General features: G+C 51.2%; 20 protein-coding genes. 12 read left to right on the top strand and 8 right to left on the bottom strand.

What is annotated here, in order from left to right:
- Nucleotides 1-10: 10 nt before the first annotated feature.
- The gene (locus GWC94_RS05475) at nucleotides 11-1,618 is read right to left on the bottom strand and encodes a Na+/H+ antiporter (protein WP_161834026.1); all 1,608 of its coding nucleotides are present in this window, start codon (nucleotides 1,616-1,618) and stop codon (nucleotides 11-13) included.
- Between the two features lie 365 nt (nucleotides 1,619-1,983).
- On the opposite strand from GWC94_RS05475, the gene GWC94_RS05470 reads away from it, so the two are divergent.
- Nucleotides 1,984-4,530 carry a glycoside hydrolase family 95 protein gene (locus tag GWC94_RS05470; RefSeq protein ID WP_161834025.1) on the top strand — a complete coding sequence of 849 codons (2,547 nt, stop codon included), beginning with the start codon at nucleotides 1,984-1,986 and terminating at the stop codon, nucleotides 4,528-4,530.
- 45 nt (nucleotides 4,531-4,575) lie between these two features.
- Here the strand turns inward: GWC94_RS05470 and GWC94_RS05465 are convergent, their stop codons facing one another.
- Nucleotides 4,576-5,562, bottom strand: a complete 987-nt coding sequence (locus GWC94_RS05465; RefSeq protein WP_161834024.1) for a LuxE/PaaK family acyltransferase — start codon at nucleotides 5,560-5,562, stop codon at nucleotides 4,576-4,578.
- Between the two features lie 49 nt (nucleotides 5,563-5,611).
- Between GWC94_RS05465 and GWC94_RS05460 the strand changes: the two genes are divergently transcribed.
- The 5 genes from GWC94_RS05460 to GWC94_RS05440 all read left to right on the top strand — a co-directional run bounded on the left by GWC94_RS05460 (nucleotide 5,612) and on the right by GWC94_RS05440 (nucleotide 10,396).
- The gene (locus GWC94_RS05460; protein WP_161834023.1) at nucleotides 5,612-6,064 is read left to right on the top strand and encodes a hypothetical protein; all 453 of its coding nucleotides are present in this window, start codon (nucleotides 5,612-5,614) and stop codon (nucleotides 6,062-6,064) included.
- A 3-nt stretch (nucleotides 6,065-6,067) separates the two neighbouring features.
- A complete protein-coding gene (locus GWC94_RS05455; protein ID WP_161834022.1) occupies nucleotides 6,068-6,982 on the top strand; it encodes a UbiA prenyltransferase family protein in 915 nt (304 codons plus the stop codon).
- A 6-nt stretch (nucleotides 6,983-6,988) separates the two neighbouring features.
- On the top strand, nucleotides 6,989-8,107 hold the full coding sequence (locus GWC94_RS05450; protein ID WP_161834021.1) for a M42 family metallopeptidase: 1,119 nt from the start codon (nucleotides 6,989-6,991) through the stop codon (nucleotides 8,105-8,107).
- Between the two features lie 152 nt (nucleotides 8,108-8,259).
- Nucleotides 8,260-9,102, top strand: a complete 843-nt coding sequence (locus GWC94_RS05445; RefSeq protein ID WP_161834020.1) for a type 1 glutamine amidotransferase — start codon at nucleotides 8,260-8,262, stop codon at nucleotides 9,100-9,102.
- 94 nt (nucleotides 9,103-9,196) lie between these two features.
- Nucleotides 9,197-10,396 carry a hypothetical protein gene (locus tag GWC94_RS05440; protein ID WP_161834019.1) on the top strand — a complete coding sequence of 400 codons (1,200 nt, stop codon included), beginning with the start codon at nucleotides 9,197-9,199 and terminating at the stop codon, nucleotides 10,394-10,396.
- Between the two features lie 67 nt (nucleotides 10,397-10,463).
- Here the strand turns inward: GWC94_RS05440 and GWC94_RS05435 are convergent, their stop codons facing one another.
- The 3 genes from GWC94_RS05435 to GWC94_RS05425 all read right to left on the bottom strand — a co-directional run bounded on the left by GWC94_RS05435 (nucleotide 10,464) and on the right by GWC94_RS05425 (nucleotide 14,460).
- Complete coding sequence (locus tag GWC94_RS05435; protein WP_161834018.1) at nucleotides 10,464-11,696, bottom strand: NADP-dependent isocitrate dehydrogenase; 1,233 nt, start codon at nucleotides 11,694-11,696, stop codon at nucleotides 10,464-10,466.
- Nucleotides 11,697-11,913: 217 nt separating this feature from the next.
- Nucleotides 11,914-13,797 (bottom strand): Nramp family divalent metal transporter, encoded by a 1,884-nt coding sequence (locus GWC94_RS05430; RefSeq protein WP_161834017.1) that lies wholly within the window; start codon nucleotides 13,795-13,797, stop codon nucleotides 11,914-11,916.
- Nucleotides 13,798-13,800: 3 nt separating this feature from the next.
- A complete protein-coding gene (locus GWC94_RS05425) occupies nucleotides 13,801-14,460 on the bottom strand; it encodes a metal-dependent transcriptional regulator (protein WP_161834016.1) in 660 nt (219 codons plus the stop codon).
- A gap of 173 nt (nucleotides 14,461-14,633) precedes the next feature.
- On the opposite strand from GWC94_RS05425, the gene GWC94_RS05420 reads away from it, so the two are divergent.
- From GWC94_RS05420 to GWC94_RS05405, 4 genes are all read left to right on the top strand, one after another.
- Nucleotides 14,634-15,578, top strand: a complete 945-nt coding sequence (locus GWC94_RS05420) for a hypothetical protein (RefSeq protein WP_161834015.1) — start codon at nucleotides 14,634-14,636, stop codon at nucleotides 15,576-15,578.
- Nucleotides 15,579-15,800: 222 nt separating this feature from the next.
- Nucleotides 15,801-17,456, top strand: coding sequence for an alpha-glucan family phosphorylase (gene glgP, locus GWC94_RS05415; RefSeq protein WP_161834014.1), 1,656 nt, complete (start codon nucleotides 15,801-15,803; stop codon nucleotides 17,454-17,456).
- Nucleotides 17,457-17,544: 88 nt separating this feature from the next.
- Entirely contained in the window at nucleotides 17,545-18,006 is a 462-nt protein-coding gene (locus GWC94_RS05410; protein ID WP_161834013.1) for a hypothetical protein, read from the top strand.
- Between the two features lie 37 nt (nucleotides 18,007-18,043).
- Nucleotides 18,044-18,628, top strand: coding sequence for a UbiX family flavin prenyltransferase (locus GWC94_RS05405; RefSeq protein WP_202628646.1), 585 nt, complete (start codon nucleotides 18,044-18,046; stop codon nucleotides 18,626-18,628).
- Nucleotides 18,629-18,798: 170 nt separating this feature from the next.
- Here GWC94_RS05405 and GWC94_RS05400 read toward each other — a convergent pair whose 3' ends face one another.
- The gene (locus GWC94_RS05400; protein WP_161834012.1) at nucleotides 18,799-21,348 is read right to left on the bottom strand and encodes an ATP-dependent Clp protease ATP-binding subunit; all 2,550 of its coding nucleotides are present in this window, start codon (nucleotides 21,346-21,348) and stop codon (nucleotides 18,799-18,801) included.
- A gap of 91 nt (nucleotides 21,349-21,439) precedes the next feature.
- Here GWC94_RS05400 and GWC94_RS05395 point away from each other — a divergent pair, with 91 nt between their 5' ends.
- Nucleotides 21,440-21,835 (top strand): STAS domain-containing protein, encoded by a 396-nt coding sequence (locus tag GWC94_RS05395; RefSeq protein ID WP_161834011.1) that lies wholly within the window; start codon nucleotides 21,440-21,442, stop codon nucleotides 21,833-21,835.
- Nucleotides 21,836-21,985: 150 nt separating this feature from the next.
- Complete coding sequence (locus tag GWC94_RS05390) at nucleotides 21,986-22,642, top strand: J domain-containing protein (protein ID WP_202628645.1); 657 nt, start codon at nucleotides 21,986-21,988, stop codon at nucleotides 22,640-22,642.
- Nucleotides 22,643-22,733: 91 nt separating this feature from the next.
- Here GWC94_RS05390 and GWC94_RS05385 read toward each other — a convergent pair whose 3' ends face one another.
- Both GWC94_RS05385 and GWC94_RS05380 read right to left on the bottom strand, forming a co-directional pair.
- The gene (locus tag GWC94_RS05385) at nucleotides 22,734-23,549 is read right to left on the bottom strand and encodes a DUF4397 domain-containing protein (protein ID WP_161834010.1); all 816 of its coding nucleotides are present in this window, start codon (nucleotides 23,547-23,549) and stop codon (nucleotides 22,734-22,736) included.
- Nucleotides 23,550-23,573: 24 nt separating this feature from the next.
- Nucleotides 23,574-25,217, bottom strand: coding sequence for a SusD/RagB family nutrient-binding outer membrane lipoprotein (locus GWC94_RS05380; protein WP_161834009.1), 1,644 nt, complete (start codon nucleotides 25,215-25,217; stop codon nucleotides 23,574-23,576).
- Nucleotides 25,218-25,225 lie beyond the last annotated feature (8 nt).

Below are 25,225 nucleotides of genomic sequence, written 5' to 3'. Positions count from 1 at the left end.
GGAGTTCCCGTTATTGTTCGTGCAGTTTCTCTCTTACTTTCAGTTCTTCGATATCGACCAGCAGCAGGTATTTCCTGATCAGTTCTTCATCGAATTCATCTTTGTGGTTCATTTTGTACAGCAATTGACGCTGCGCTTCCAGCAGCAACAGGTAGGTATGCCTGAAATCGTTCACAACAGCGGTCCGCTCTTCCATCACGTTCTCTTCCTCAGACCGAAAAAACCGGAGATCAAGCTTTAGTCTGTCCGTAAGGTTGCGGAGATAATGGTTCTGCGCTGCTTTTTCTCCATGATCCGTTTCAAGCAGCTGCAACGCCGCCCAGGACATTTTTTTCTGGATCAGCAGGTCCTGTTCTTCCGCAGTGATCTTACGGTACCGGTCTTCGGGATTCAGTTTCCGGATCAGCCAGGGAAGCGTGAGCCCCTGCACCACCAGCGTAAACAGGATCACCACAAAAGTGATGAACAGGATCAGGTTCCGGAAAGGAAAAGCTTCACTGCCCGTGAGGTATATCGGTATCGATAAAGCCGCCGCCAGAGAAACCACGCCGCGCATACCCGCCCAGCCGATGATAACCGGCCCTTTCCATCCCGGCCTGGCATCGGCAACCGTAATAAAACGGCTCGCCAGCATGGTAAAGCCGGCCGCGCCGAAGGTGCAGGCGAAACGGGTGAGGATGATGATCACCGAGATCGCCAGTCCGTAACCGATGGCCGTTACCAGACCGCCGTCTTCCAGCTGCCGTGTGATCGTTGGCAGTTCCAGGCCGATAAGAAAGAAAACAAGTCCGTTCAGTACAAAAACCAGATTGGTCCACACATTCACCCCTTCTATCCTGCTGCGGTAGCTGAGCATGATCCTTCGTTTGCCCGACAGCAGCAACCCGCCGCTTACCACGGCCAGTACACCGGAGAAATGAAAATATTCGGCAACATAGTACATGCAATACGGCGTAACCAGCGTTAATACGATCTCTATGCTGGAAGTGGTGGGCAGCCAGCGATGGATACAGTAAAACAGAAACCCAACGGCCAGACCGATAAGGATTCCCATGGTGATGACCAGCACAAAATTTACGGCCGCTTCACCCATATGAAACTGGCCGGTGACCACGGTGATCAGCGCAAAACGGAAAACGATCAGCGAAGAAGCGTCGTTCAGCAGGCTTTCGCCTTCGATGATGCTCTGCAGCGACCTGGGCACTTTCACCTGCCGCATAATGGTGGTTGCAGAGACCGCATCGGGAGGAGAAATGATACCGCCCAGCAGAAAACCCAGCGCCAGCGTAAACCCCGGGATAAGCCATGCCGATATAAAAGCAATCACCGTTGAAGTGATGATCACGATCGGAAAGGCAAAACTGGTGATGACCCTGCGCCATTTCCAGAGATCCTTCCAGGAAGTTTGCCAGGCCGCTTCGTACAGCAGGGGCGGAAGAAAAATAAAAAACACCGAGGCAGGATTGATGCTGATACCGGAAAACCAGGAAGTAAAACTCAATGCCAGTCCGCCAAGCACCAGCACAATCGGGTAAGCGATCTTCATTTTCCCCGCAAGCATGACCAGCAAAAGGATGATCATGATCAGGAACACATACTCGGCAAAAATATTTTCCATAGTGGAGATAGAATAAATGAAAATAAGGCAATTTCAACGGCTTTCCTCCTTAACCCACTTCGGATTGCAGGAAATAAAATAGCTTAACCGGACGCCGTTGTTTTTTTCGTGATTCTGTTTCTATTTATATGACCCGGGGCCGGATGCGAAATTTGCGCATAAATAAATACGACATTTGTCGTGCAACATAGCGACACAGCCATCTTTCGCTTACTTTAACCGTATTTGCCAACGACCGGCCCGATGCAGTCATACCCGGTAAAAAACGATAACGATTTCGTAATGGCCCGTGGCTATCTGAAATATTCTGACTACCTATGTTATCTCCCGCAACACGGTTATGAGCGGGTTTTACAATAGCTGTCATGAGAAAAAAAACAAAGCTGCTCTTACTGTTGTTCTTTACCTGTTATCAGGCTGTATGGGCACAATCGCCGCTTACGCTCTGGTATAACAAACCCGCTGTTGCCTGGGAACAGGCTTTACCGCTTGGCAACGGCAAAACCGGCGCCATGGTATTCGGCGGCGTGGTTACCGAAAGGATGCAACTGAACGATGCCACTTTATGGTCCGGCTATCCCGATGACGGCAATAACCCCAACGGCATACGCACCTTACCCGAAGTGCGCCGGCAGGTATTTGCAGGACACTACGACAGCGCCACAAGACTCTGGCGCAGGATGCAGGGTCCTTATTCGGCCCGTTACCTGCCGCTGGCGGATCTTTGGCTGAAGTTTGGTTACAGGGATTCAGCGGTAACCAACTACCGCCGCGAACTTAATATCGGCAACGCAGTGGCACGTACCACATATACCGCAGACGGTATCCGGTATACACGGGAAACTTTTTTAAGTCATCCCGCCAAAGCACTGGTATCGCATGTCAAAACAGACAGGCGGGCAGCGCTGCAGCTGGATATATGGCTTAGCAGCAAACTAAGGTTCACAACCAAAACTTCAGACAACGGGCAACTGGTATTAACCGGCAAGGCACCAAAATTTGTGGCGAACAGGAATACCGAACCGGTACAGGTTGCCTACGATGAACCCGGCGGCGAAGGCATGAATTTTTCCGTGCAGCTGAAAGTGGTAGCCAGGGGCGGGCGCATCAACCGGCGGGCGGACCGTCTCGAGATCAGGGATGCGGATGAAGTGACCATTTACCTCAGCGAAGCCACCAGTTTTAACGGCTTTGATAAATCACCGGGATTGCAGGGCAGGGATGCCGCCGCCGAAGCAGCCGCTGTATTGCAGCAAGCCGCCCGGAATACATTTGCCGCGCTGAAAGAAGCACATATACGCGATTACCGGTCTTTGTTTGACCGCGTGGCATTGCGTCTCGAGAACAAAACAGGCGCGGACCAGGTTCCGACCGATGAACGTTTGCAGCGGTTTGCCGCCTCGCCGGACGACCATGGGCTTACGGTATTGTATTACCAGTTTGGCCGGTACCTGATGATCGCCGCGTCAAGACCCGGCTCCAGGCCCACCAACCTGCAGGGCATCTGGAACGATGCGGTGCAGCCACCCTGGGGAAGCAACTATACCACCAACATCAACACGGAAATGAATTACTGGCTGGCGGAGAACACCCATCTCTCCGAATGCCACCGGCCCCTGTTTGACTTTATGAAAGAACTGGCGGTGAACGGCGCAAAAACTGCCAGGGTCAACTACGGTATCCGGGAAGGCTGGGTAACACACCACAACTCTGATATCTGGGCAAAAACATCGCCGCCCGGCGGTTACGAATGGGATCCACGCAGTGCGCCAAGATGGTCTGCCTGGCCGATGGCGGGCGCCTGGTTCAGCACGCATCTGTGGGAGCATTACCAGTTTACCGGTGATAAACAATTTCTGCAAAACGAAGCATACCCGTTGATGAAAGGCGCGGCACAGTTCCTGCTGCACTGGCTGATCGAAGACCCGGTATCGGGGTACCTGGTCACCAACCCCTCCACTTCGCCCGAGAACACGGTTAAGATCGGCGGAAAGGAATACGAGCTGTCGATGGCCAGCACCATGGATATGTCCATCATCCGCGAACTGTTTACGGCACTGATCAAAACAACAGAACTGTTGCAGATCGACCGCCCATTTCATGACCGGCTTGTGCACGCAAAAGAAAAACTCTATCCCTACCATATCGGCCGCAACGGGCAGCTGCAGGAATGGTTTATGGACTGGGACGATCCCACAGATAAACACCGGCATATCTCTCATTTGTTCGGATTGTATCCCGGCAGCCAGATAACCATTAACCAGAGTCCCCAGCTGGCCGCGGCGGCCAAAGAATCGCTTATCGAGCGGGGCGATATCAGCACCGGCTGGTCAATGGCCTGGAAGATCAACTGGTGGGCAAGACTGCAGGATGGCGAGCACGCCTATAAAATACTGACGAATGCGTTCAACTACATCGATCCGCTGAAAGAGAAAGGACAGATGAGCGGGGGCGGCACCTATCCCAACCTGTTCGATGCGCATCCGCCCTTCCAGATCGATGGCAATTTTGGCGCCACTGCGGGCATTACGGAGATGTTGCTGCAAAGCCATGACGGAAGGATCTCCCTCCTGCCCGCATTGCCGCAGGCCTGGAAGAAAGGCTCCGTAAAAGGCATCAAAGCCAGGGGAAATTTTACGATCGATATCAGCTGGGAAAATGGCCGGTTAACCCAGGCAAAGATCGTTTCCCGTAACGGCGGGGACTGCATCATACGAACAACCGTACCTGTTAAGCTGATCGGGGCCGCTGCATCGGGTAAGAACGATAACCTGCTGTCAGAAACGGCATATGGTAAGCCGCCTTATCAAAAAGACCCCTCCGCCAAACTGGTGCAGATCAACGATGCAAAGGAATACCTGCTGTCTGTTAAAACGGAAAAAGGTAAATCGTATACCCTCGTGCCGGAATAGACCCTATGTATACAGCAAAAAAACGGAGCCGTATCCTGCCCCGGCCTACACCACCAAGAGGCTGCAGCCCCTGATATCGCTGTTGTCGAGTCTGCCCCATACTTCAAAACTGCCGTCGGCATGCACGATACCCACATCTTCGGTGGCAATGTATGCGCAGCTGTGAACATTAGCCAGGTCGATCACCTGCAGCAGGCCGCGACCGGTTTCGCTCACCCGCAGCGGATCCTCCTCATCTCTTACCAGCACCCGCATCCAGGGCGGACAGGTAAAACGCCCCCCTCCTTTTGAATAAGCCTGGCTAAGCAATTCCGTCATACCGTATTCCGAATGTATCCTGTCCACACCAAGCCCGCTGCACAGCAGGTGATGCACTTCGGCCCGGGTCATTTCTTTTTTTCTTCCTTTCATCCCGCCGGTTTCCATGACCGTGGTATGACGCAGTTTCTGCGGAAACGCTTCCGCAAAATCAAGCAGGCCGAATGTAACGCCGATCAGCAGGGTGTTTTGTCCAGCGGCCTCCAGCTGCTGCAGTGTATGCGAGAGCTGTTCAAATTCGTTGAGGTAAAAACCGCTTTGCGGGTGACCGCTGGCTTTTACCAGGTCATCCACCATGTATACCAGCGAAGAATGCTGCCGTTCAAGATAAGCGGGCAGCAGACCAAGCACGCACCAGTCTTTTACTTCCCCGTAAAACCGGCGGAAAGCCTCCCGGAAACTTTTCTGGTACAGCGAAGTATGCTTTACCCTATGCCGGCTCGTAACCATACCCGTGGTGCCGCTGCTTTCAAACAACAGTTCGGGCCGGAACGAACCGGTGACCACTTCGTGTGTTTTAAAGAAAGAAATAGGCAACGCCGGGATTTGTGTAAGTGTCTTGTCGTCAGCCAGGTCTTTTCCGATCAGTCCGCACCACTGCCGGTATACCGCATTGTGTTCGAACTGGAAACGGAACAGTTCCCGGCATTGCGCAGTAAAATTGCCGGAACCTGTTGTAAGAGAGAAAATATTGTTAACATCAAATGACCGCACTGCTATGAATTGTGATGTTTTGACTAAATTTGAACGGAAAGTTAGCCGAATGAAGACAAAATTATTGATACTGCTGGCAATACCGTTTGTGTTTTACGCCTGTAAAAAAGACACGTATACCACCAAACCGCAAATATCCGTTAAACAGATCAACAAAAAAGTACTGACTACCGGCGACATACTTTTATTCCAGATAGCTTTCACCGATAAGGAAGGCGATATACAGGATACGCTCTGGGTGCAGAAAGTATCGCGTGTTTGTCCCACTACACCCGGCGCCCAGTTCCTCACCCGGTACCGTGTTCCCAATTTTACACCCACCAAAGACCTGAAAGGCATTCTCGAAGTGGGTTTTGCGTATAATTCGAGTGCGGGGGGCTACAGTTCCATCGCCGGCTGCGGCACCAGGAACGACACCTGTTATTTCAAATTCTGGTTAAAGGACAAGGCCAATAACCGCAGCGATACCATCAGCACCGAAAACATCGTATTACTCCGGTAAGCTGTGCTGTCAAACGGACTGATACGGACGGTTCTCTTTGGAAACTATTTCTACGGCATCTGTGCCGTAGCGCTCTCGGCAGAAGCAGCCTTGCAGCAGCAATACCCGCTGAACAGCTTTGTCTATTATATTATCGTTTTTTCCGCCACGGTAGTGTATTACACGCATGCCTATATTGCGGAGCCCGCCACCCATACAACGCTGAATGCACGTTCGCTCTGGTATCGTGCGCATGCAAAATCGGTACGTATATCGCAGGTCGTTCTTACCCTGGTATTGTTGGTTGCCGGCGGTTATCTTCTGCGGCAGTTATGGCAACCCATCCTGGCGATGCACTGGCAGGAATGGCTATTGCTGCTGGTATTTCCGCTGGTGGCGGCACTGTATTACGGCAGCGTCAAACCCGGGGCGGCCACCAACAGCCTGAGAAAACAGGGCTGGGTAAAACCGTTTGTGATCGGTTTTTCCTGGGCAGGGCCGGTAACCCTTTACCCATTGCTGTTCACGGATCTTTCCATCGGCGAACATTACCAGCTGACGCTTGTGGGGTTCCTGCTGTTTATCAAAAACTTCATGTATATCACGCTGCTTTGCATCATGTTCGATATCAAGGATTTTGCGGCGGATCACAACCAGCAGCTCAAGACCTTTGTGGTGGAACTGGGTTTGCGGAAAACAATTTTTTATATCCTGATCCCCCTGGCGGCCGTGGGACTCGGCACTTTTCTCCTGTATGCTTCCATACGGCAATTTCCCGTTTTGCGGGTACTCATCAATACTCTTCCTTTTCTGCTGTTGATAATTGTGGCATATTCATTGCACCGACGTAAAAACATTCTCTATTATCTTGCAATCATTGACGGACTGATGCTGGTGAAAGCCATCTGCGGCATCATCGGCATATCACTGATAAAATAAAGTACTATGGCAAAAGCAAAAAAAGCAGCGGGCCGGAACAGGTCGCTGATCAAAGAAAGTTCCCTGGGTTTCCTGAGGAACTATATCAATACCCCCTCTCCCGTTGGTTTTGAAAGCGGCGGGCAGAAGCTCTGGCTGGAATACCTCAAGCCGTATGTAGACACTTATTTCACTGATCCCTATGGCACTGCGGTGGGCGTTGTTAACCCCGATGCGCCATTCAAAGTGGTGATAGAAGCCCATGCCGATGAGATCAGCTGGTTCGTGAACTATATCAACGAACAGGGGCTGATCTACCTGAAACGCAACGGCGGGGTGGACCACCAGGTGGCACCGGCAAAGCGTGTGTGGGTGCATGGCAAAAAGGGCCCGGTAAAAGCCGTATTCGGCTGGCCGGCCATCCATACCCGTCTCAGCAACCCCGAAGCAAAAGAACCCACGCCCAAGGTAGACAATCTCTGCCTGGATTGCGGCGCACGCAGCAAGAAGGAGGTGGAAGCGCTGGGCATTCATATCGGTTCGGTGGTCACCTACGAAGAGGGGTTTGACGAACTGGGATACGATCATTATATCGGCCGCGCCTTCGATAACCGTATCGGTGGTTTTATGATTGCGGAAGTTGCCAGGCTGCTGAAAGAAAACGGGCGGAAACTGCCTTTCGGTTTGTATATGGTGAATGCCGTACAGGAAGAGATCGGTCTCCGCGGCGCGGAAATGATTGCACGCCGCATCAAGCCCGATATAGCCATCATCACCGATGTAACACACGATACCAGCACACCGATGATCAATAAAGCCATCGAGGGCGATATACAATGCGGCAAAGGCCCTTCGCTGGCCTATGCGCCCGCCATTCATAACAAACTCCTGGCCCTGGTTCAGGATGTGGCGGAGAAAAAAGACATACCCGTTCAGCTCAGAACACTCAGCCGCAGCACAGGCACCGATACCGACAGTTTTGCCTACGCCAACGACGGATGTCCCTCGGTGCTGATCTCCATACCGCTGCGTTATATGCATACCACGGTGGAAATGCTCCATAAAAAAGACATCGAGGAAACGATCCGCCTGATGTACGAGACACTGCTGGTGCTGACGCCGAAGACGAATCTGAGGTATCTGTAGGTAAGTGGAATGGTTTGATGGCTGCATTGTTATATGGTTAGCTGGTAACCACTTAACCAGGTAGCCATATAACAATGCAGCCATCAAACAATACAACCATTCAACTTATCACGCCCCCTCCCCAACTCCCCCCAAACCCTTACATTTGCCCGATGAACCCGAGTGAGAAAAGACAGGTACGTATCGCTATCCTTGACCTTTACGAAGGGCATCCGAACCAGGGCATGCGTTGCATACGGGAGATACTGGCGCAATGGGGAGCCGCACAGGGACTGCAGCTGCAGTACGATGAATTTGAGGTACGATTGAAGCAGGAGGTTCCCGATACTTCCTATGATACCTATATTTCGAGCGGCGGTCCGGGATCTCCGCTTGACAGCGAGGGTGCTGAATGGGAACAGCAGTATTTCCGTTGGATCCGCAATATGGAAGAATGGAACCGGCAACCCGATGGTTTCCCCAGAAAGCATGTACTGTTTATCTGCCATAGCTACCAGCTGGCCTGCCGTTATTTTGGCGTAGGCAGGGTTTGCGCACGCAAATCCACCGCTTTTGGCGTATTCCCCATCCATATGCTGCTGGACGGAAAGAACGAACCGGTTTTCTCCGGATTGAAAGACCCGTTCTACAGCGTGGACAGCCGCGATTTTCAGGTGATCGAACCCAACCATGCCAGGCTGCGCGAAATGGGCGCCAGGATACTGGCCATCGAAAAGAACCGCCCCCATGTTCCCTATGAGCGGGCGATGATGGCCATACGGTTCAACGATTATTTTATCGGAACGCAGTTTCACCCCGAGGCCGATGCAGAGGGTATGTTTATGTACCTGCAGCGGCAGGATAAAAAGCAGACCGTTATCGAAAACCATGGCGAGGCCAAATGGGAAAGCATGGTGGAACAGCTGCAGGACCCGGGTAAGATCATGTGGACCTACCGCCATGTGCTGCCCAATTTTCTGGAACTGGCCACCAGCGCGGTGCTGCTGGGTGTATAGCAGCCGCCGTTATTTTCCGCTTATAATCCCATCGGGGCGGACCACCGCCTTCGGGCATTTTCTGTAACTTTAATAGCAACAGAAATCATGTGTTATGGTACCCTCGATCAGGAAAGCGTATAACGAACAGTTCACCGAAGAAAAATACCGGCGCTTCCTGAGCGACCTGAACAGCAAACACCCGGGCGCGATCGAGTTCCGGGTGGCGGAAACACCTGTTTTTATCGATGCCGCGTTTCGCGATAAACTGCTGGCCGCCTGCGAAAGCATCGTGGATGTGATCACGCAATTCAATTTTAGCACCCTGTCCTTTCATGCTGTACCCGCCAACCTGCGGGTACCCAATGAAAACAGGCATTCGCATTTTATTGCTTTTGATTTCGGCATCTGCGAGAATGAAAAAGGCGAGCTGGAGCCGCAGCTGGTCGAAATGCAGGGCTTTCCCACGCTTTTCGCCTACCAGGTATGGCACGACGAAACAACACGCAGGCATTTTTCTATTCCTGAAAACTATTCCACTTACCTGAACGGTTTTGATGCAGACAGCTACCGGCAACTGCTCAGAGAGATCATTGTAGGCAATCACCGGGAAGAAGAAGTGATCCTTCTCGAGATATTGCCGCACCGGCAAAAAACAAGGATCGATTTTTACTGCACATCGGATTATACCGGCATACCGGTGGTTTGCCTTACCGAGCTGTTACGCGAAGGCAAACAGCTGTTCTATGAAAAGGATGGCAGAAAAATACCTGTCAAACGCATCTACAACCGCATCATTTTTGATGAGCTGCAGCAGCAGTCGGCCGAGATACAGGACAAAGGCAAATGGTTATTCGAGGAACTGGATGTGGAATGGCTGCCGCATCCCAACTGGTTCTACCGCATCAGCAAATACACGCTGCCGTTTATCGACCATCCCTATGTTCCCGAAACACGTTTTCTCAGCGAGATAAAAGAAATGCCGGCCGACCTCGGTAATTATGTGCTGAAACCCCTGTTCTCGTTCGCAGGCCAGGGCGTTGTCATTGATGTTGAACAGGCGGATATTGATGGGGTAAAAGACCCGCACAACTGGATACTGCAGCGCAAAGTAACCTATGCCGATGTCATAGAGACACCCGATGGTCCCGCCAAAGCGGAGATACGTATCTTTTATTTCTGGAAAGACGGTGAGCCAAGACCCGTGGCCACCAACAACCTTGCCAGGCTGAGCAAGGGCAAAATGATCGGCGTGCGCTACAACCACGACAAACAATGGGTGGGCGGCAGCCTTGCGTATTTTGAGAGAGAATGATCATTATGGTCTGTAGTTTATGGTTCACTACTAAAAACCACAGACTACAGACCACAGACCAAAATTATTACTTGCCCAGTTTCGCTTTCAGGTTCTGATCAAGCGCGTCGAGGAATTCTTCGGTGTAGAGATAATGCGCACCATGCTCCACTTTGTTGCCATGGATGCATACGGCCAGGTCTTTGGTCATCTTACCGCTCTCAACCGTTTCCACGCATACGGCTTCGAGGGCCTGGCAGAAATCGATCAGTTCCTGGTTCCCGTCCAGTTTGCCGCGGAACTCCAGTCCCCTTGTCCAGGCAAAAATAGAAGCGATCGGGTTGGTGGAAGTGGGTTTCCCTTTCTGGTGTTCGCGGTAATGTCGTGTTACCGTTCCGTGTGCCGCTTCGGCTTCCATGATCTTGCCATCGGGTGTGATCAGGGTGGAAGTCATCAGGCCAAGTGAGCCAAAACCCTGCGCAACGGTATCGCTCTGCACATCGCCGTCGTAGTTCTTGCAGGCCCAGACAAAATTGCCGTTCCATTTCAAGGCACTGGCCACCATATCATCGATGAGGCGGTGCTCATAGGTAATACCCGCTGCTTCAAATTTGGCTTTGAATTCGTTCTGGTAGATCTCTTCAAAAATATCTTTGAAACGGCCATCGTATTTTTTCAGGATGGTATTCTTGGTAGAGAGGTACAAAGGCCATTTTTTGCTCAATGCAGTATTGAAACAGCTTCTTGCAAAACCTTTGATACTTTCATCGGTATTGTACATAGCGAGTGCTACGCCATCGCCTTTGAAGTTGAACACTTCAAACTCCTGTATCGTTCCGTCTTCTCCTTCGAACTTAACGGTCAGCTTTCCTTTTCCTTTTGTCACAAAATCGGTTGCACGGTACTGGTCGCCAAATGCATGACGGCCGATGCAGATCGGTGCCGTCCAGTTGGGAACCAGCCTGGGCACATTCTTACAAACGATCGGCTCGCGGAAAACGGTTCCGTCAAGGATATTGCGGATAGTACCGTTGGGACTCTTCCACATCTGTTTCAGCTTGAATTCTTCCACACGCTGCTCATCGGGTGTAATGGTGGCACATTTGATACCAACACCATACTGTTTAATCGCATTGGCGGCATCAACAGTTACCTGGTCGTTGGTTTCGTCACGGTACTCCATACCCAGATCGTAGTACTTGATATCAACATCGATATAAGGAAGGATCAGTTTGTCTTTAATGAATTTCCAGATGATGCGGGTCATTTCATCCCCATCCAGCTCCACCACAGGGTTTGCCACCTTGATTTTCTGTGCCATTGAATAGAAGGTTTAGTGAATGTTTAAAAGTGCACAAATGTAAGACGGAATAATGGAATATCGATTAGCGGATTGATGGATTAGCGGATTGTGGATTAGTGGATTGTGGATTTTTCAGTTGCGGGGAATGCGGCCAGTCGGGTTTCTCGCCGAGAAGGGAAAAAATCCGCGAATACATAATCCACCAATCCGATAATCCCTCATCCACGATTCCGTATCACTTGCCAACGATCAGCACGGGAATCTGCAGCGCATGGCGGACGGCCTCAATGGTTTCGCCGAATACATAATCTTTGAGACCCGAGTGCCGGTGGGCGCCCATCACAAGCATATCGGCATCCGAATCGCGCACCATCCGTATGATCTCTTTTACACGGTTCTTGTAACCCAGGTGAAACTCGGCCTGGTAACCCATATTGCGTAACTGGGCCGCGTAACTTTCCAGCCGGCCCCTGTCCTTCCGGGTTTCGTTGTCATCGCTTGCCTCACCCGAGTAACTGGCAGCCACACTTTCCACCACATGCAGCAATACATAAGTTACCGAGGTATTGCCCTGCGCAATGGCATAGGCGATCATTTTCTCATCCGAAGAAGAAAAATCCAGCGCCACCGCAATACGGCTGATCCTGGCCACCTGCAGGTTTTTTAGCTCGGGGGTTTCGCCATGCAGGGTTTCACCCTGTTTTTTGCGGTATCGTTTTACAAGGGGTAAAAAGGTCATGGTGAGGAACAGCCATACGAATACAAGGATGGCGATGACAAGCAGCCATTTCCAGTACCAGGCAGCCTGCGAGCGGAACAGTCCGATACTTTCATCGGCCACCAGTTTTACATTGAGGTAAACCAGCACGGCGGCCACCGTCCAGGCGGCCATTTTTACCCAGGTTTTGATCGTGAATTCTCCCATCGTAGCCTTATCGCTCACAAAATGGATCAGCGGAATGATGGCGAACCCAAGCTGCAGGCTCAGTATCACCTGGCTGAAGACAAGCAGGTCGTCGATCTTTTCATCGCCATAGAGCAATATCGTGATCACCGCAGGAACGATGGCGATCAGCCGCGTCAGCAGCCGCCGCAGCCAGGGATTGATCCGTAACTGCAGGTATCCTTCCATCACGATCTGCCCGGCCAGCGTGCCTGTTAACGTGGAGCTTTGTCCCGCAGCAATCAGCGCAACGGCAAACAGCACCGGTGCCAGCCGGCTTCCCAGCAGCGGCTGCAGCAGTTTGTGCGCGTCTTCGATCCTGGCCACGCCGGTATTGCCCGAGGTAAAGAATACGCTTGCCGCCAGCACCAGTATCGCCGCGTTCACAAAGAAAGCGGCATTGAGCGCGATGGTGCTGTCGATCAGGTTGTATTTGAGTGCGCGTTTAATGCCCTTGGTATCGTTACTGATCTTTCGCGTCTGCACCAGCGCCGAATGCAGGTAGAGATTATGCGGCATTACCGTAGCGCCGATGATGCCTACCGCGATGTACAGAGACGCATCGTTCAGCGCGGATGGCACAAACCCTTTCACCACCTGGCTCATATCCGGTTTTGCGATCAGTATCTCGGTCAGGAATGAGGAACCGATGATGGCCACGAGGGAAATAATAAATGCTTCCATCTTGCGTATACCATAGCGCTGCAATACCAGGAACAGGAAGGTATCGAGCACGGTGATCAGCGTGCCCCAGATCAGCGGCAATCCCGTCAGCAGGTAAATACCGATGGCCATGCCCAGCACTTCGGCCAGGTCGCAGGCGGCTATGGCCAGTTCGGCAAGGATATATAAACAGAAATTCACAAAAGGCGGGTAGGCTTCGCGGTTGGCCTGCGCCAGGTCCCTTCGTCGTACAATACCCAGTCTTGCGCTGAGACTCTGTAACAACAGCGCCATCAGGTTGCTCATCAGCAATACCCAGATCAGCTGGTATCCGAAACGCGCGCCACCCTGCAGGTCAGTGGCCCAGTTACCCGGGTCCATATAGCCCACGCTTACCAGGTAGGCCGGGCCGATATAGGCCAGAATACGCCTGAAGCCTTTTCTCGGGCGGGTGGTATCCACCGACTCATGTACATCGCTCAGCGAATGTTCTGTATGCAGTTGCCTGGCCATGGTCTATATCAGTTTTACAAACAGCGCCTGCGCCAGCTGCTGGCTGATGATGAAAGCGGTTTGTCCTTTTATCTTGATCTCGATCGAATGATCAAAACCGAATTTCTTTTTTACCTCGAGCCTGGTGCCGATGCCAATGCTCTTATGACGGAGCAACTCCAGTAACTCGGTAGACTGGCTGCCCACCGCGCTCACCTCGGCCGCGGTGCCGGGCGGCAGATCGATGAGGTTTACCTGCTGCTGCTGCTGCATTTTTCCCTGGCTGTCGGGTATGGGGTCTCCGTGCGGATCAAACTTGGGATAACCGAGAAAAACGTCCAGTTTATCCACCAGTTTTCTGCTGGTGATGTGTTCGAGCTCTTCGGCCACTTCATGCACTTCGTCCCAGCCAAACTGAAGCGTATGCACCAGAAAATATTCCCAGAGCCTGTGCTTGCGCACCACTGCCAGCGCCAGTCTTTTACCTTCGGCGGTTAACCGCACGCCTTTGTATTTCTCGTAGCTGAGCAGTTTTTTGGTTTTCAGTTTTTTGAGCATATCGGTAACCGATGCCGGCCTGGTAGCCAGCACCGCCGCCAGCTCGTTCGTAGACACGGTTCCGTCTTCCTGCTGCAAATGAAAGATCGCCTTGATATAATTCTCTTCCGTAACGGAAAAATGCATAATGACTAAATTTATTTTTAGGCAAATCTAAATAATTTTTACATCCCGCAGCTGCCCAAGAAATCCTTTCGGGCACCGGTGGCCACCGCCTGGTGGTTTTTACGCCGCCGCTTCGCTTACTGCCATCTCCTGCCCTTTCCTTCAAAATCCCTACTTTTATCGAAAGATCCTGTATGAAACGATGGTGGCCCGTGTTGCTGTGTTTGTGGCTGGTGGCTTGTTCGGATAAGAAGCCTGATCTGTCGGGGGAAAAACCGGTGAAGACCGCGGATTTCCTGGCAGTATTTCCGCCGCTGGTTGGCTCGTTCAGTGCCGCAGACTCCAATCTTGCCAGGCTTGGCGATACCACCACCATTGGGTACCGGGCATTGCAGCAGTTTTTTCCCGACAGCGCACTGACGGATATGGTGGGTAAGGACAACCGGCAAAAAATACATGCCGTGGGAAAGATCGAGAAAGACAACGAGACCTATCTGCTGCTGAAATTCACCAACAGAAAAAAAATCTCTCAGCTTGCCGTTTTCGTGCTCGATAAAAAACACAAATTTCTCGCGGCCAAAAAACTGCTCGATGCCGACCGCAGCGATGGCTACCTGCATAGTGTAACCATCAACCGCGAACCCACTTTTTTTATCGGACGCGAGAAAAAAGGAAAAGAGGAAAACACCACACTTTATTCAAGAGCGGGCTGGGTATACAATGACGCGGGCCTGTTTATGGTGGTGGTAAATGATTCGAACGAAGGTCTTAACAAAGCGGCTCCCGTGGTTAATCCGCTCGATACGCTGCCTCGGAAAAACAAATTCAGCGGCGATTATGTACGCGATAAAAGGAATTTTATCTCTGTCCGGGACAACAGCAAGCCCAATACCTACCTATTTTTTGTGCATTTTGAAAAAGACGGCGGCTGCAACGGCGAACTGAAAGGCGAGATGACGATGAAAAGCAATAACAGCGCCCGGTATACCGCCAAAGGCGATCCCTGTGTGATCGATTTCAATTTCGAAGGCAACGAAATCACCATCAAAGAAACCGGCACTTGCGGCAACCGCCGCGGCATGAAATGCCTGTTCGACGATTCGTTTACCCGGAAAAAAGAACTTAGGAAAAAGAAGTGAACAGATGAACAAGGAGCAAGGAACGGATGAACAGATGATCGGAAAGTTATTGACGGCTGTATTCCCGATCGCAACCCACCCCATTCAGGTTTCCCTGTTCTTCCGCTCCCTGTTCCCTGTTCCCTGTTCCTTGTTCATCTGCTCCTTATTTCCCCTCTTCGTGTACAAAATACATTTTCCCTATATTGCAGGCCAAGCAATCGTTTAACCAAACCCTGACCAATGAATTTTTCGCATTACAATGTGCCTTACCAGGTAAGTGAGAAGTATGAAAAAAAAGTGGCGTATTTCTCCATGGAATTCGCCATTCACCAGCCTTTGAAAATATACAGCGGCGGACTGGGGTTCCTCGCGGGATCGCATTTACGCAGCGCCTATGAACTGAGACAGAACCTGATCGGTATCGGCATCCTCTGGAAATACGGCTATTACGACCAGGCCCGCAACCAGGACCAGACCCTGCAGGTTTCGTTCATGGAAAAAAACTATAGCTTTCTGGAAGATACGGGCATCAAATTCCAGATACCTATTCACGAACACCCTGTTTGGGTAAAAGCCTATTACCTGGCGCCGGATATTTTCAGGAGCGCGCCTTTGTTCCTGTTGAGCACCGATCTTCCCGAGAACGATTATGTATCGCAGACCATCACTCACCGTTTATACGACGCCAATGTGGCCACCAAAGTGGCGCAGTTCATCCTGCTCGGTATCGGCGGCGCCAAACTGATTGACGAGCTGGGCTTCAATCCTGAAGTATACCACCTCAACGAGGCGCACGGTATTTCTTCTGCATTCTACCTGCTCGATAAATTCAAGAGCGTTGAAAAACTGAAAGAGAAACTCGTATTCACCACCCATACACCCGAAGAAGCGGGCAATGAAAAGCATGATATTTATCTCTGTCAGAAAATGAGTTATTTCTACGGACTCAGCATCGACGAGGTGCGCAGGCTTACCGGCATAAAAGACGACCAGTTCAACCATTCACTGGCCGCCCTGCGTTTTGCCAGGAAAGCAAACGGCGTATCGGCCCTGCATGGCCGCGTGAGCAATGAAATGTGGAAGAATCACGAAGGCATCTGTCCCATCGCTTCCATCACCAACGCGCAGAACTGGAGTTACTGGGCCGATAAACAGCTGTATCGTTCCATGGAAGACGGCAACGATTTCCTTTACGACGACCGCAAAAAATACCTGAAGAAAAGAGCCTTCGAGATCGTTGCCGATCAAACGGGCAAGATCTTCAACCAGCATATACTTACCATCGTATGGGCCCGCCGTTTTGCAGGATACAAACGCGCGGATATGCTCACCTATGATATGGATCGCTTTGAAAAACTGCTGAGCAATCCCAAATATCCCGTACAGATCATCTGGGCAGGCAAACCCTATCCAGTAGACCATCCGGCCATCTCGCAGTTCAACAACCTGGTGCATCTCAGCAAAAAATACAAGAATGTGGCAGTGCTGATCGGCTACGAACTGGGACTGAGCAAACGGATGAAGCAGGCTGCTGATGTATGGCTGAACAACCCGCGTGTACCCAGAGAAGCCTCGGGCACCAGCGGCATGACCGCCGCCATGAACGGCGCCGTGAATTTTTCCACCGATGATGGATGGATACCCGAGTTCATTAACCATGGCAACAATGGTTTTGTTGTGCCCAAAGCCGATTACGAAAACATGTCGGTACACGAGCAGGATGAATACGACCTGAACAAAGTATACGAAATACTCGAGCAGCAGATATTACCGCTTTATTACGAGAGCCCTGATACCTGGCGGCAAATCCAGAAGAACGGTATGCGCGATGTTCGCTTCCAGTTCGACAGCAACCGGATGGCAAATGAGTATTACGAGATCATGTACAACGGGTAGTTATATCCGCAACAAGCCCGTAATTACGGCGCCTGCTTTGTGGCAGGCGCTTTTTTATGGAAACAGCGGCCACCTGCATCTTAGCATTATGAAACGGAACATTACCGGCAAGGTCTGGTTTGCACCGGCCATTATTGCCCTGCTGAATGCCTGGCTGATCGTTTTCGCCTGGTTTTACACCCGGCAGCATACGCACCCCGGGCGGCAGCTGTCGATCAGGCAGTTCATTCCCTCCGATAACAGCGAATCTTTTGTGTATGGGTGGCGGACGCTGGAAAAATACCGCGATAAGCAGTTGCTGGTTTTTGACCTGCCGCCCGGACAACAAGCCGCCATACTGCCTGTACGGTCGGCCGCATGGACGATGAAAACCGATCCCGCTTCGAAAAACTATATCAGGGTAAACCTCACCGCAGGTACCCGTTACGACGATATCGTATCGCTGATCGATATGGTCATACAGGACGGCCACAAACGCTATATGATCTGGGAAAACGGTTTTTATATTTTTCCTCCCGAAAAACAAGACGTTGCCTGGCTGGCACGCTGAACAAGGCAGTAATCGGCAGGGATAAGTATCTTTGGTTATGTTGCAACCCCATAAAATAGCCATTGCCATTACCGGCGCCAGCGGCGCCCTATACGCAAAACTGCTTCTGGATAAACTGGTGCAATGCCGGGATCAATACGAAGAACTCGGCATTGTGATGAGCAACAACGCCAAAGATATCTGGCGGTCGGAACTGGGCAACGATTCATACAAAGACTATCCGTTCCGGTATTTTGACAAATACGATTTTTCGGCGCCATTTGCTTCGGGCTCAGCGAGGTACCAGACCATGATCGTTGTTCCCTGCAGTATGGGAACCATGGGCCGTATTGCATCGGGTATCAGCGACGACCTGGTGACCCGCGCCGCCGATGTGATCCTGAAAGAAAAAAGGAAACTGGTACTGGTGGCCCGCGATACACCGTACAACCTGATCCATATCCGCAATATGGAAACCATCACTCTTGCCGGCGGCATCATCTGCCCCGCCAGTCCCTCGTTCTACAGCAAGCCCACCACCATCGAAGCACTCGCCGCAACCGTCGTAGACCGCGTCCTCGACCTGGCAGGCATCGACGTGAAAACATTTCGTTGGGGGGGGTGGGAACAGATGAACAGATGAACAAGGAATATCGAATAACGATCGGAGTTATTTCAATATCGACATTCCTTATTCAATATTCGATATTCCCCTTCCCCCGCTCCTTGTTCCCTGCTCCTTGTTCCTTGTTCTATTGTTCAAAAAAAAAATCCCCACTTTCGCAGGGATCCTTTTAACTGTACTTACTAAGTCTATACGTTTGCGCCGGCGCCTTCTTCGGCTTTCTTGTGAAAGCTGAAGGTGAGTTTGCCGGACTCTTTGTCCAGGTCGGCCGTGAGCAGATCACCTTCCTTGATGTTGAGGTTTAGAATTTCTTCCGCCAGCGGATCTTCCAGGTATTTCTGGATGGCCCTGTGCAGCGGACGTGCACCGAACTGGGCATCATACCCTTTATCGGCTATGAACTCTTTGGCCTCGTTGGTCAGCTCGAGTGAGAAACCCAGGTTGTTGAGGCGTTTGGATACACCCTTCATCAGGATATCGATGATGTTGAAGATATTCTCTTTTGTAAGCGCGTTAAACACCACCACATCGTCGATCCGGTTCAGGAACTCGGGAGAGAAGGTGCGTTTCAGCGCTTTCTCGATCACCGCCTTGCTGTTTTCCTCCGCGTTCTGGATCCGGTTGGCAGTGGCAAAACCCACACCGTCGCCAAACTCTTTCAACTGGCGTACACCGATGTTCGAAGTCATGATGATCATCGTATTCTTGAAATCCACTTTGCGTCCGAGACCGTCGGTCAGCTGTCCGTCGTCAAGCACCTGCAACAGGATATTGTAGATATCCGGGTGCGCTTTTTCTATCTCGTCGAGCAGGATCACGGAGTAAGGTTTACGGCGCACTTTCTCTGTAAGCTGTCCGCCCTCTTCGTAACCCACATATCCCGGAGGTGCGCCGATCAAACGGCTCACGGTGAATTTCTCCATGTATTCGCTCATATCGATCCGGATCAGTGCATCTTCCGAATCGAACATATACCTCGCAAGGGCGCGCGCCAGCTCGGTCTTACCAACACCGGTAGGTCCGAGGAAAATAAAGGTCCCGATCGGCTTTTTCGGGTCTTTCAGTCCCACGCGGTTACGCTGGATGGCTTTCACCACTTTCTGAATGGCTTCGTCCTGTCCAACCACCATGCCCTTCATATCCTCGCCCATACGGCGAAGCTTCTCTGTTTCGGCCTGTACCATGCGTTTTACAGGTATGCCGGTCATCATGCTTACCACTTCGGCGATATGCTCTTCGGTAATGGGATAGCGTTTGTGTTTGCTGTCTTCCTCCCACTGCGTTTTTGCCTTCTCCAGTTCCTCACCCAAACGTTTTTCCGTATCACGCAGGGAAGCCGCTTCTTCAAAACGCTGACTCTTTACCACTTTGTTCTTCTCGTTCTTAACGTCCTCGATCTTCTTCTCCAGTTCCACGATCTCCTGCGGTACATTGATGTTTTTCAGGTGCACACGTGCGCCCACTTCATCCAGTACATCGATCGCCTTGTCAGGCAGCAGCCTGTCTGTCATATACCTGTCGCTGAGTTTCACACAGGCTTCGATGGCGTCATCGCCATAGGTTACGTTATGGAAGTCTTCGTATTTGGATTTGATGTTATTCAGTATCTGCACGGTCTCTTCCACGCTTGGCGGCTCTACCAGCACTTTCTGGAAACGACGGTCGAGTGCGCCATCTTTTTCGATGTACATCCTGTATTCGTCGAGTGTGGATGCGCCGATGCACTGCAGTTCTCCCCTTGCCAGCGCGGGTTTGAAAATATTGGATGCATCCAGCGAACCGCTGGCACCGCCTGCGCCTACAATGGTATGTATCTCGTCGATAAACAGGATCACGTCGCGGTTCTTTTCCAGTTCGTTCATGATCGCTTTCATGCGTTCTTCGAACTGACCACGGTATTTGGTGCCTGCCACGAGTGCGGCAAGATCCAGCGAGATCACGCGTTTGTCGAACAATACACGGCTCACCTTACGCTGCACGATACGCAGCGCCAGTCCTTCCACAATAGCGGTTTTACCCACGCCGGGTTCGCCGATCAGGATGGGATTGTTCTTTTTACGGCGGCTCAGTATCTGGCTTACGCGTTCGATCTCTTCTTCACGTCCCACGATCGGATCGAGTGTACCCGATTCCGCCAGTTTGGTGATATCGCGACCGAAGTTATCGAGCACCGGGGTCTTGCTTTTGGTAGCGCCGGCCTGTTTGCTTCCACGCTGCTGCTGGTAGCCCGCACCTCTTTTTTCCTCGTCGAAATCATCGTCGTCGCCGTCGGTGAATTCACTTCTGGGAGGCGGGTTGGTGGTGCCAACCATACCGAGTTCGTTGCGGAACAGATCGTAGTCCACATCAAACTGGTTCAGTATCTGCGTGGCGATGTTCTCCTTGTTTTTGAGTATGCTGAGCATCAGATGCTCTGTTTCCACCAGCGGGCTTTTGAGTGCCTTTGCTTCGAGAACCGTTACACGGATCACTTTTTCTGCCTGTTTGGTCAATGGCAGACTGTTGATATTGGCGATGTTCTTACCGGTTTTGTCTTTAACTGCGAGTTCTATTTCCTTGCGCAATTCATAAAGGTCTACATTCAGTTGTTTCAATACTTTGATAGCGGTGTTATCTCCATCCCTGATCAAACCCAACAATAAATGTTCTGTGCCGATAAAATCATTGCCTAACCTCAGAGCTTCTTCCCTGCTGAAGGAAATAATCTCCTTAACCTGTGCTGAGAAATTATTATCCATGGCCTTATTTGGATTTATACAATTATAACGAATATTTTTGAGCGGTGTTGTGCGGCATTTATACACAACTGTTAATCTAATTCAACCAGTTATGCAGGTCAAAATTGATACCAAGGAGAAATTTACCGTTGTAACGCCAATTCAGCCGGAACTAACTGCCAATATAGCAGCAGAGATACGGGAAACAGCGTCAAAACAGCTCTATCAACCTGTTAAAAATATCATACTAAACCTCTCCGGGGTTGCTTTTGTGGAAGATGCGGCAGCCAGTTTGCTGTCGGAGCTTCAACAGTACTTCTACGAAAACAATGCCTCATTCGTGATCTGTTGTATGCAGCCCTCGGCGGAAGCCGGTTTTTCGGGTCTTGCATTGCTGGAAATGATGAATACCACCCCTACGGAAAGCGAGGCATGGGATATAGTGCAGATGGAGGAGATCGAGCGGGAACTGCTGGACGGGGAGGATATGGAGTTTGCGGCGGGATAGCCCTGGATATAACCAGTTAAGAATTAATCATTAGTAATAGATAATGACAATTACTGACCGGGACAGGCAGCCGCAGATCCGCAGATTATCGGGCACCGGCCTGCGGCTGTATTTACTTCGATACCCGACTGTTTACTTACCGATGATTAATTGTTACTTGCCGTTCTGAAAGACCTTTACCAAATACTTAACCTCCCACCCACGGCCACACCCGAAGACATCCGGCGGGCGTTCAGAAAACTGGCTTTGCAGTACCATCCCGACAAGAACGATGATCCTGCCGCGGTGAAACAGTTTACAGAGATACAGGAAGCATATGCCGTTCTGAGAGATCCGGTCAAACGTGCCAGCTACAACTGCCAGCGCTACCGGGCAGATCCATCCCACAGGAAAAAAACGCGGCCGGCAAACACGGAGGAAGTGCTGCTGATGGCCGGGAAATTTTCTGACAGGGCGCGGCATATCGACCCGTTCCGGCTCGATATGGACCGGCTTGCTTTTGAACTTACCGCCATTCTTTCGCCGGGCAATATCGCTTTGTTTGATCAGCCCGGAAAACAGGCAGCGCAGCACCTGCTGCTGCAACACCTGCAACCCGCGTTGCGGCTCCTGCCTTTACCGATGGTGCGGGAAATACTGGCGCCTATGCAGTTGCTTACTGCAGGCAATCAGCTGCTTGCCGCCGAGGTTAACACATTGCTGAAAGAGATCAGGTGGACTTACCACTGGAACCGGTATAAGATATGGATAGCGCTTGTCATAACCATTCTCTTCTGCATGCTAATCTACCTGGCAGGAAAAAGATAAGCCACTGCTGTTTTGCCTCTGGCTTTTTCTGTCGGCAAAAAAACGGGGCCATCATGTCTGATGGCCCCGGGTAAATCTGGTTCGGTCGTTTTTAGTTGTGCACATAGGTAAGCAGGGTTCTTGCCTTGGTGCCGGTGGTAAGGTTACCATCGCCGCGGTAATACAAAGTGTATACGCGTTGCACCGTGGGCGAAAACGCCATCTTAGCCAGTACGATCCTTCCGGAAATGGGCGTGCCTGCCGCAGCGGGGCGGGTTACATACAGGGTATCCACCGTTGCATTGTAGCCAAAATTGGAGAATGAGGTAGCTCCGCCGGGTTTGATATTCGAGAAAATGGTCGCATTACGGGCATAGGAGAAGATATCAACCGTTTTGGTGGCGGTATCGTTCCAGACAGCATGTACAAAACGCAATCCCACATTGGTACCAACCGGTTTTGCATACGCATCGGGCAGGAAAATCTGCGAAGAATCGCGCGTGCTCTGAATGGAGTCCGTTATCATCAGGGTATAGGTACCACCGGCAATCATCACTTTGCTCAGGTTCAGCAGCAGTGTTGAATCGGGGTTATTGGAAGCAAAGCCGTTTACAGAAAGTTTCAGCTGCACCAGACCGGGCTTTACGGCCATATAACCGAAGCTGGTGGTTGAAGCAGGAAAAATGGTGCCTGCCGCTGTTCCGTAGGTGAGGTAGGGAGAGTTAACCTTTCCTCCGTTCACATACACGTTAAAGGAATCCGGCAGGTTGAATACCTGGCGAAAATTCGGAGAAGCATGTACGATGCGGAGAAACGCGTTGTTCTCGCTGTCGTCGTAAGTGGCCAGTACCTTGGCCTCCTTTTTACAGGCGGTGATGGCCATCACACCCGCAGCAAAAAGGGATATATAGAACGTTATTTTTTTCATGATACTTATCGTTTAACAGTCAGTTTATTTCTGAGAGAACCAGCATTCCTTGGTATGGTAATCCGCACCCGGGTAGGCGCCGATCCTTGTCAGTTCGGGAATGTTATACAGGTACTCAGAATTATACCTTGGTCTTGCACGGTAAACAGGTTTGCCGCCGTTGTCTATGTACAGATCTGAACCGAAAGGAACCACAAAGTCTGCATATACCGGCTTACCCGTAACAGGGTCCAGGTCTTTGTCGTAGTGGTACCTGCGTATATCTGTCCAGGTTTCATGGAAACCATATCCATGCAGTGCAATGTATTTCTGCAGCATGATATGTGTATACGTAAGATTGGCCGCTGCCGGAACGATTGCCGCCTGGGCAAGGTAGGCCGCTTTTACAGAAGGGGTGATCTCCTTGCCGGGAGGAATGTTCCTGGCGTATTTGGTGGTCAGCATATCAAAGTTCAGGCTGATGGCATTTGAATAGGCCGCCAGTGCACCCGCCCTATCGTTTTTACGCAGCAGCGCCTCCGCTTTCAGGAACTGCATTTCAGCTGCCGTCATGATCGGGAACTCCGCATCGTTCAGGAAAAGGTAACGGCAGTTGTTCTCGTTGGCCGGTGTTGCCGTTGTAGCAAAACTGCCTCCCCAGAAATTATTCGGCTGATCGGCGGTAGACAGTCCGGAAGCGCCTTTGTTGGGCTTGATCCCTTTGAGGGTACCATTAGGATTCTCACGCAACAGGTACCAGGCCCTTGGGTCTTCCACCCCGGTGAAGGCAACAGAGTTCTTGCCGGTCATCAGGTTTACAATGTATTCGGTCTGCCTCAACGCACCCATATTGGACCGCAGAATGCCGAGGTAACTGGAGGTACCGGAGATACCCGTGTTGGCAAACTTACAGGTGGCGTTATCGTCGTTGCTGGTCATGGCCAGGTTGGTGTATTTGATCACCGAATCGGCGCTGTAGCTGGTTTTGTTATGCAGGTAAGCATAAGAACGCGCCAACACTCCGTACACAAATTTCTTCCACTTGGTCACGTCCCCCTTGTAAAAATACGCGTCGCCGATGGCCAGGTTGGCCTGGTTTACACCGTCTCCCGTTCTGTTCAGGTAATCCAGCGCCTTAAAACAGGTAGCGCGTACCGTGTCGTATACATCCTGCTGCGTATCGTACGGAAATGACTGCAGGCTGGTGTTGAAAGCGTTTTTCAGGATCACGTCTCCGTATTCATTTGTGAGCATAAACCAGGACCAGGCCCTGATGGCATAACCCACGCCTACATAATCCCATTTTTTATCGTCGGCGGCCCATTCCACCATCCGGTTCAGGTTCTGGCCCTGGCCATAGTAATGCATGGCCCAGATAGAACCCATATTGTCGCTGGCGCCTGTGGCTCCGCTCATCTGGTCAAATGCATTCAGCGTAGAGCTGGTGGCATAATACTGAATATAACGGGATACCAGCAGACCGTCGCCGCCCAGGCCGTAGCTGCTGCCCGCGGCGGAAGAACTGCCGAGGAAGTTACCGATCAGGCTCGGCAGAAGTGTTTCCACCGGAACCTTGGTGGAGGCATTGGGGTTGGGATATGCCTCATCCAGTTTTTTCTTACACGATACCATCGCTATGGAACAGATGGCAGCCAGCGCAAGAACTGATTTAAAGAATGTATGTTTCATACGAACTT

Source organism: Sediminibacterium soli (genome assembly GCF_009939225.1).
Taxonomy (GTDB): Bacteria; Bacteroidota; Bacteroidia; order Chitinophagales; family Chitinophagaceae; genus Sediminibacterium; species Sediminibacterium soli.
Note: the sequence above shows the minus strand (reverse complement) of the source record. Positions and strands in the feature narration are given on the sequence as shown.

What these genes read in the sequence shown, in the direction of transcription:
- GWC94_RS05425 (WP_161834016.1), bottom strand. Translation starts at nt 14,460, where the DNA reads ATGCATTTTTCCGTTACGGAAGAGAATTATATCAAGGCGATCTTTCAT.
- GWC94_RS05420 (WP_161834015.1), top strand. Translation starts at nt 14,634, where the DNA reads ATGAAACGATGGTGGCCCGTGTTGCTGTGTTTGTGGCTGGTGGCTTGT.
- GWC94_RS05460 (WP_161834023.1), top strand. Translation starts at nt 5,612, where the DNA reads ATGAAGACAAAATTATTGATACTGCTGGCAATACCGTTTGTGTTTTAC.
- GWC94_RS05430 (WP_161834017.1), bottom strand. Translation starts at nt 13,797, where the DNA reads ATGGCCAGGCAACTGCATACAGAACATTCGCTGAGCGATGTACATGAG.
- GWC94_RS05445 (WP_161834020.1), top strand. Translation starts at nt 8,260, where the DNA reads ATGAACCCGAGTGAGAAAAGACAGGTACGTATCGCTATCCTTGACCTT.
- GWC94_RS05475 (WP_161834026.1), bottom strand. Translation starts at nt 1,618, where the DNA reads ATGGAAAATATTTTTGCCGAGTATGTGTTCCTGATCATGATCATCCTT.
- glgP (WP_161834014.1), top strand. Translation starts at nt 15,801, where the DNA reads ATGAATTTTTCGCATTACAATGTGCCTTACCAGGTAAGTGAGAAGTAT.
- GWC94_RS05380 (WP_161834009.1), bottom strand. Translation starts at nt 25,217, where the DNA reads ATGAAACATACATTCTTTAAATCAGTTCTTGCGCTGGCTGCCATCTGT.
- GWC94_RS05450 (WP_161834021.1), top strand. Translation starts at nt 6,989, where the DNA reads ATGGCAAAAGCAAAAAAAGCAGCGGGCCGGAACAGGTCGCTGATCAAA.
- GWC94_RS05410 (WP_161834013.1), top strand. Translation starts at nt 17,545, where the DNA reads ATGAAACGGAACATTACCGGCAAGGTCTGGTTTGCACCGGCCATTATT.
- GWC94_RS05385 (WP_161834010.1), bottom strand. Translation starts at nt 23,549, where the DNA reads ATGAAAAAAATAACGTTCTATATATCCCTTTTTGCTGCGGGTGTGATG.
- GWC94_RS05395 (WP_161834011.1), top strand. Translation starts at nt 21,440, where the DNA reads ATGCAGGTCAAAATTGATACCAAGGAGAAATTTACCGTTGTAACGCCA.
- GWC94_RS05470 (WP_161834025.1), top strand. Translation starts at nt 1,984, where the DNA reads ATGAGAAAAAAAACAAAGCTGCTCTTACTGTTGTTCTTTACCTGTTAT.
- GWC94_RS05435 (WP_161834018.1), bottom strand. Translation starts at nt 11,696, where the DNA reads ATGGCACAGAAAATCAAGGTGGCAAACCCTGTGGTGGAGCTGGATGGG.
- GWC94_RS05400 (WP_161834012.1), bottom strand. Translation starts at nt 21,348, where the DNA reads ATGGATAATAATTTCTCAGCACAGGTTAAGGAGATTATTTCCTTCAGC.
- GWC94_RS05440 (WP_161834019.1), top strand. Translation starts at nt 9,197, where the DNA reads ATGGTACCCTCGATCAGGAAAGCGTATAACGAACAGTTCACCGAAGAA.
- GWC94_RS05405 (WP_202628646.1), top strand. Translation starts at nt 18,044, where the DNA reads ATGTTGCAACCCCATAAAATAGCCATTGCCATTACCGGCGCCAGCGGC.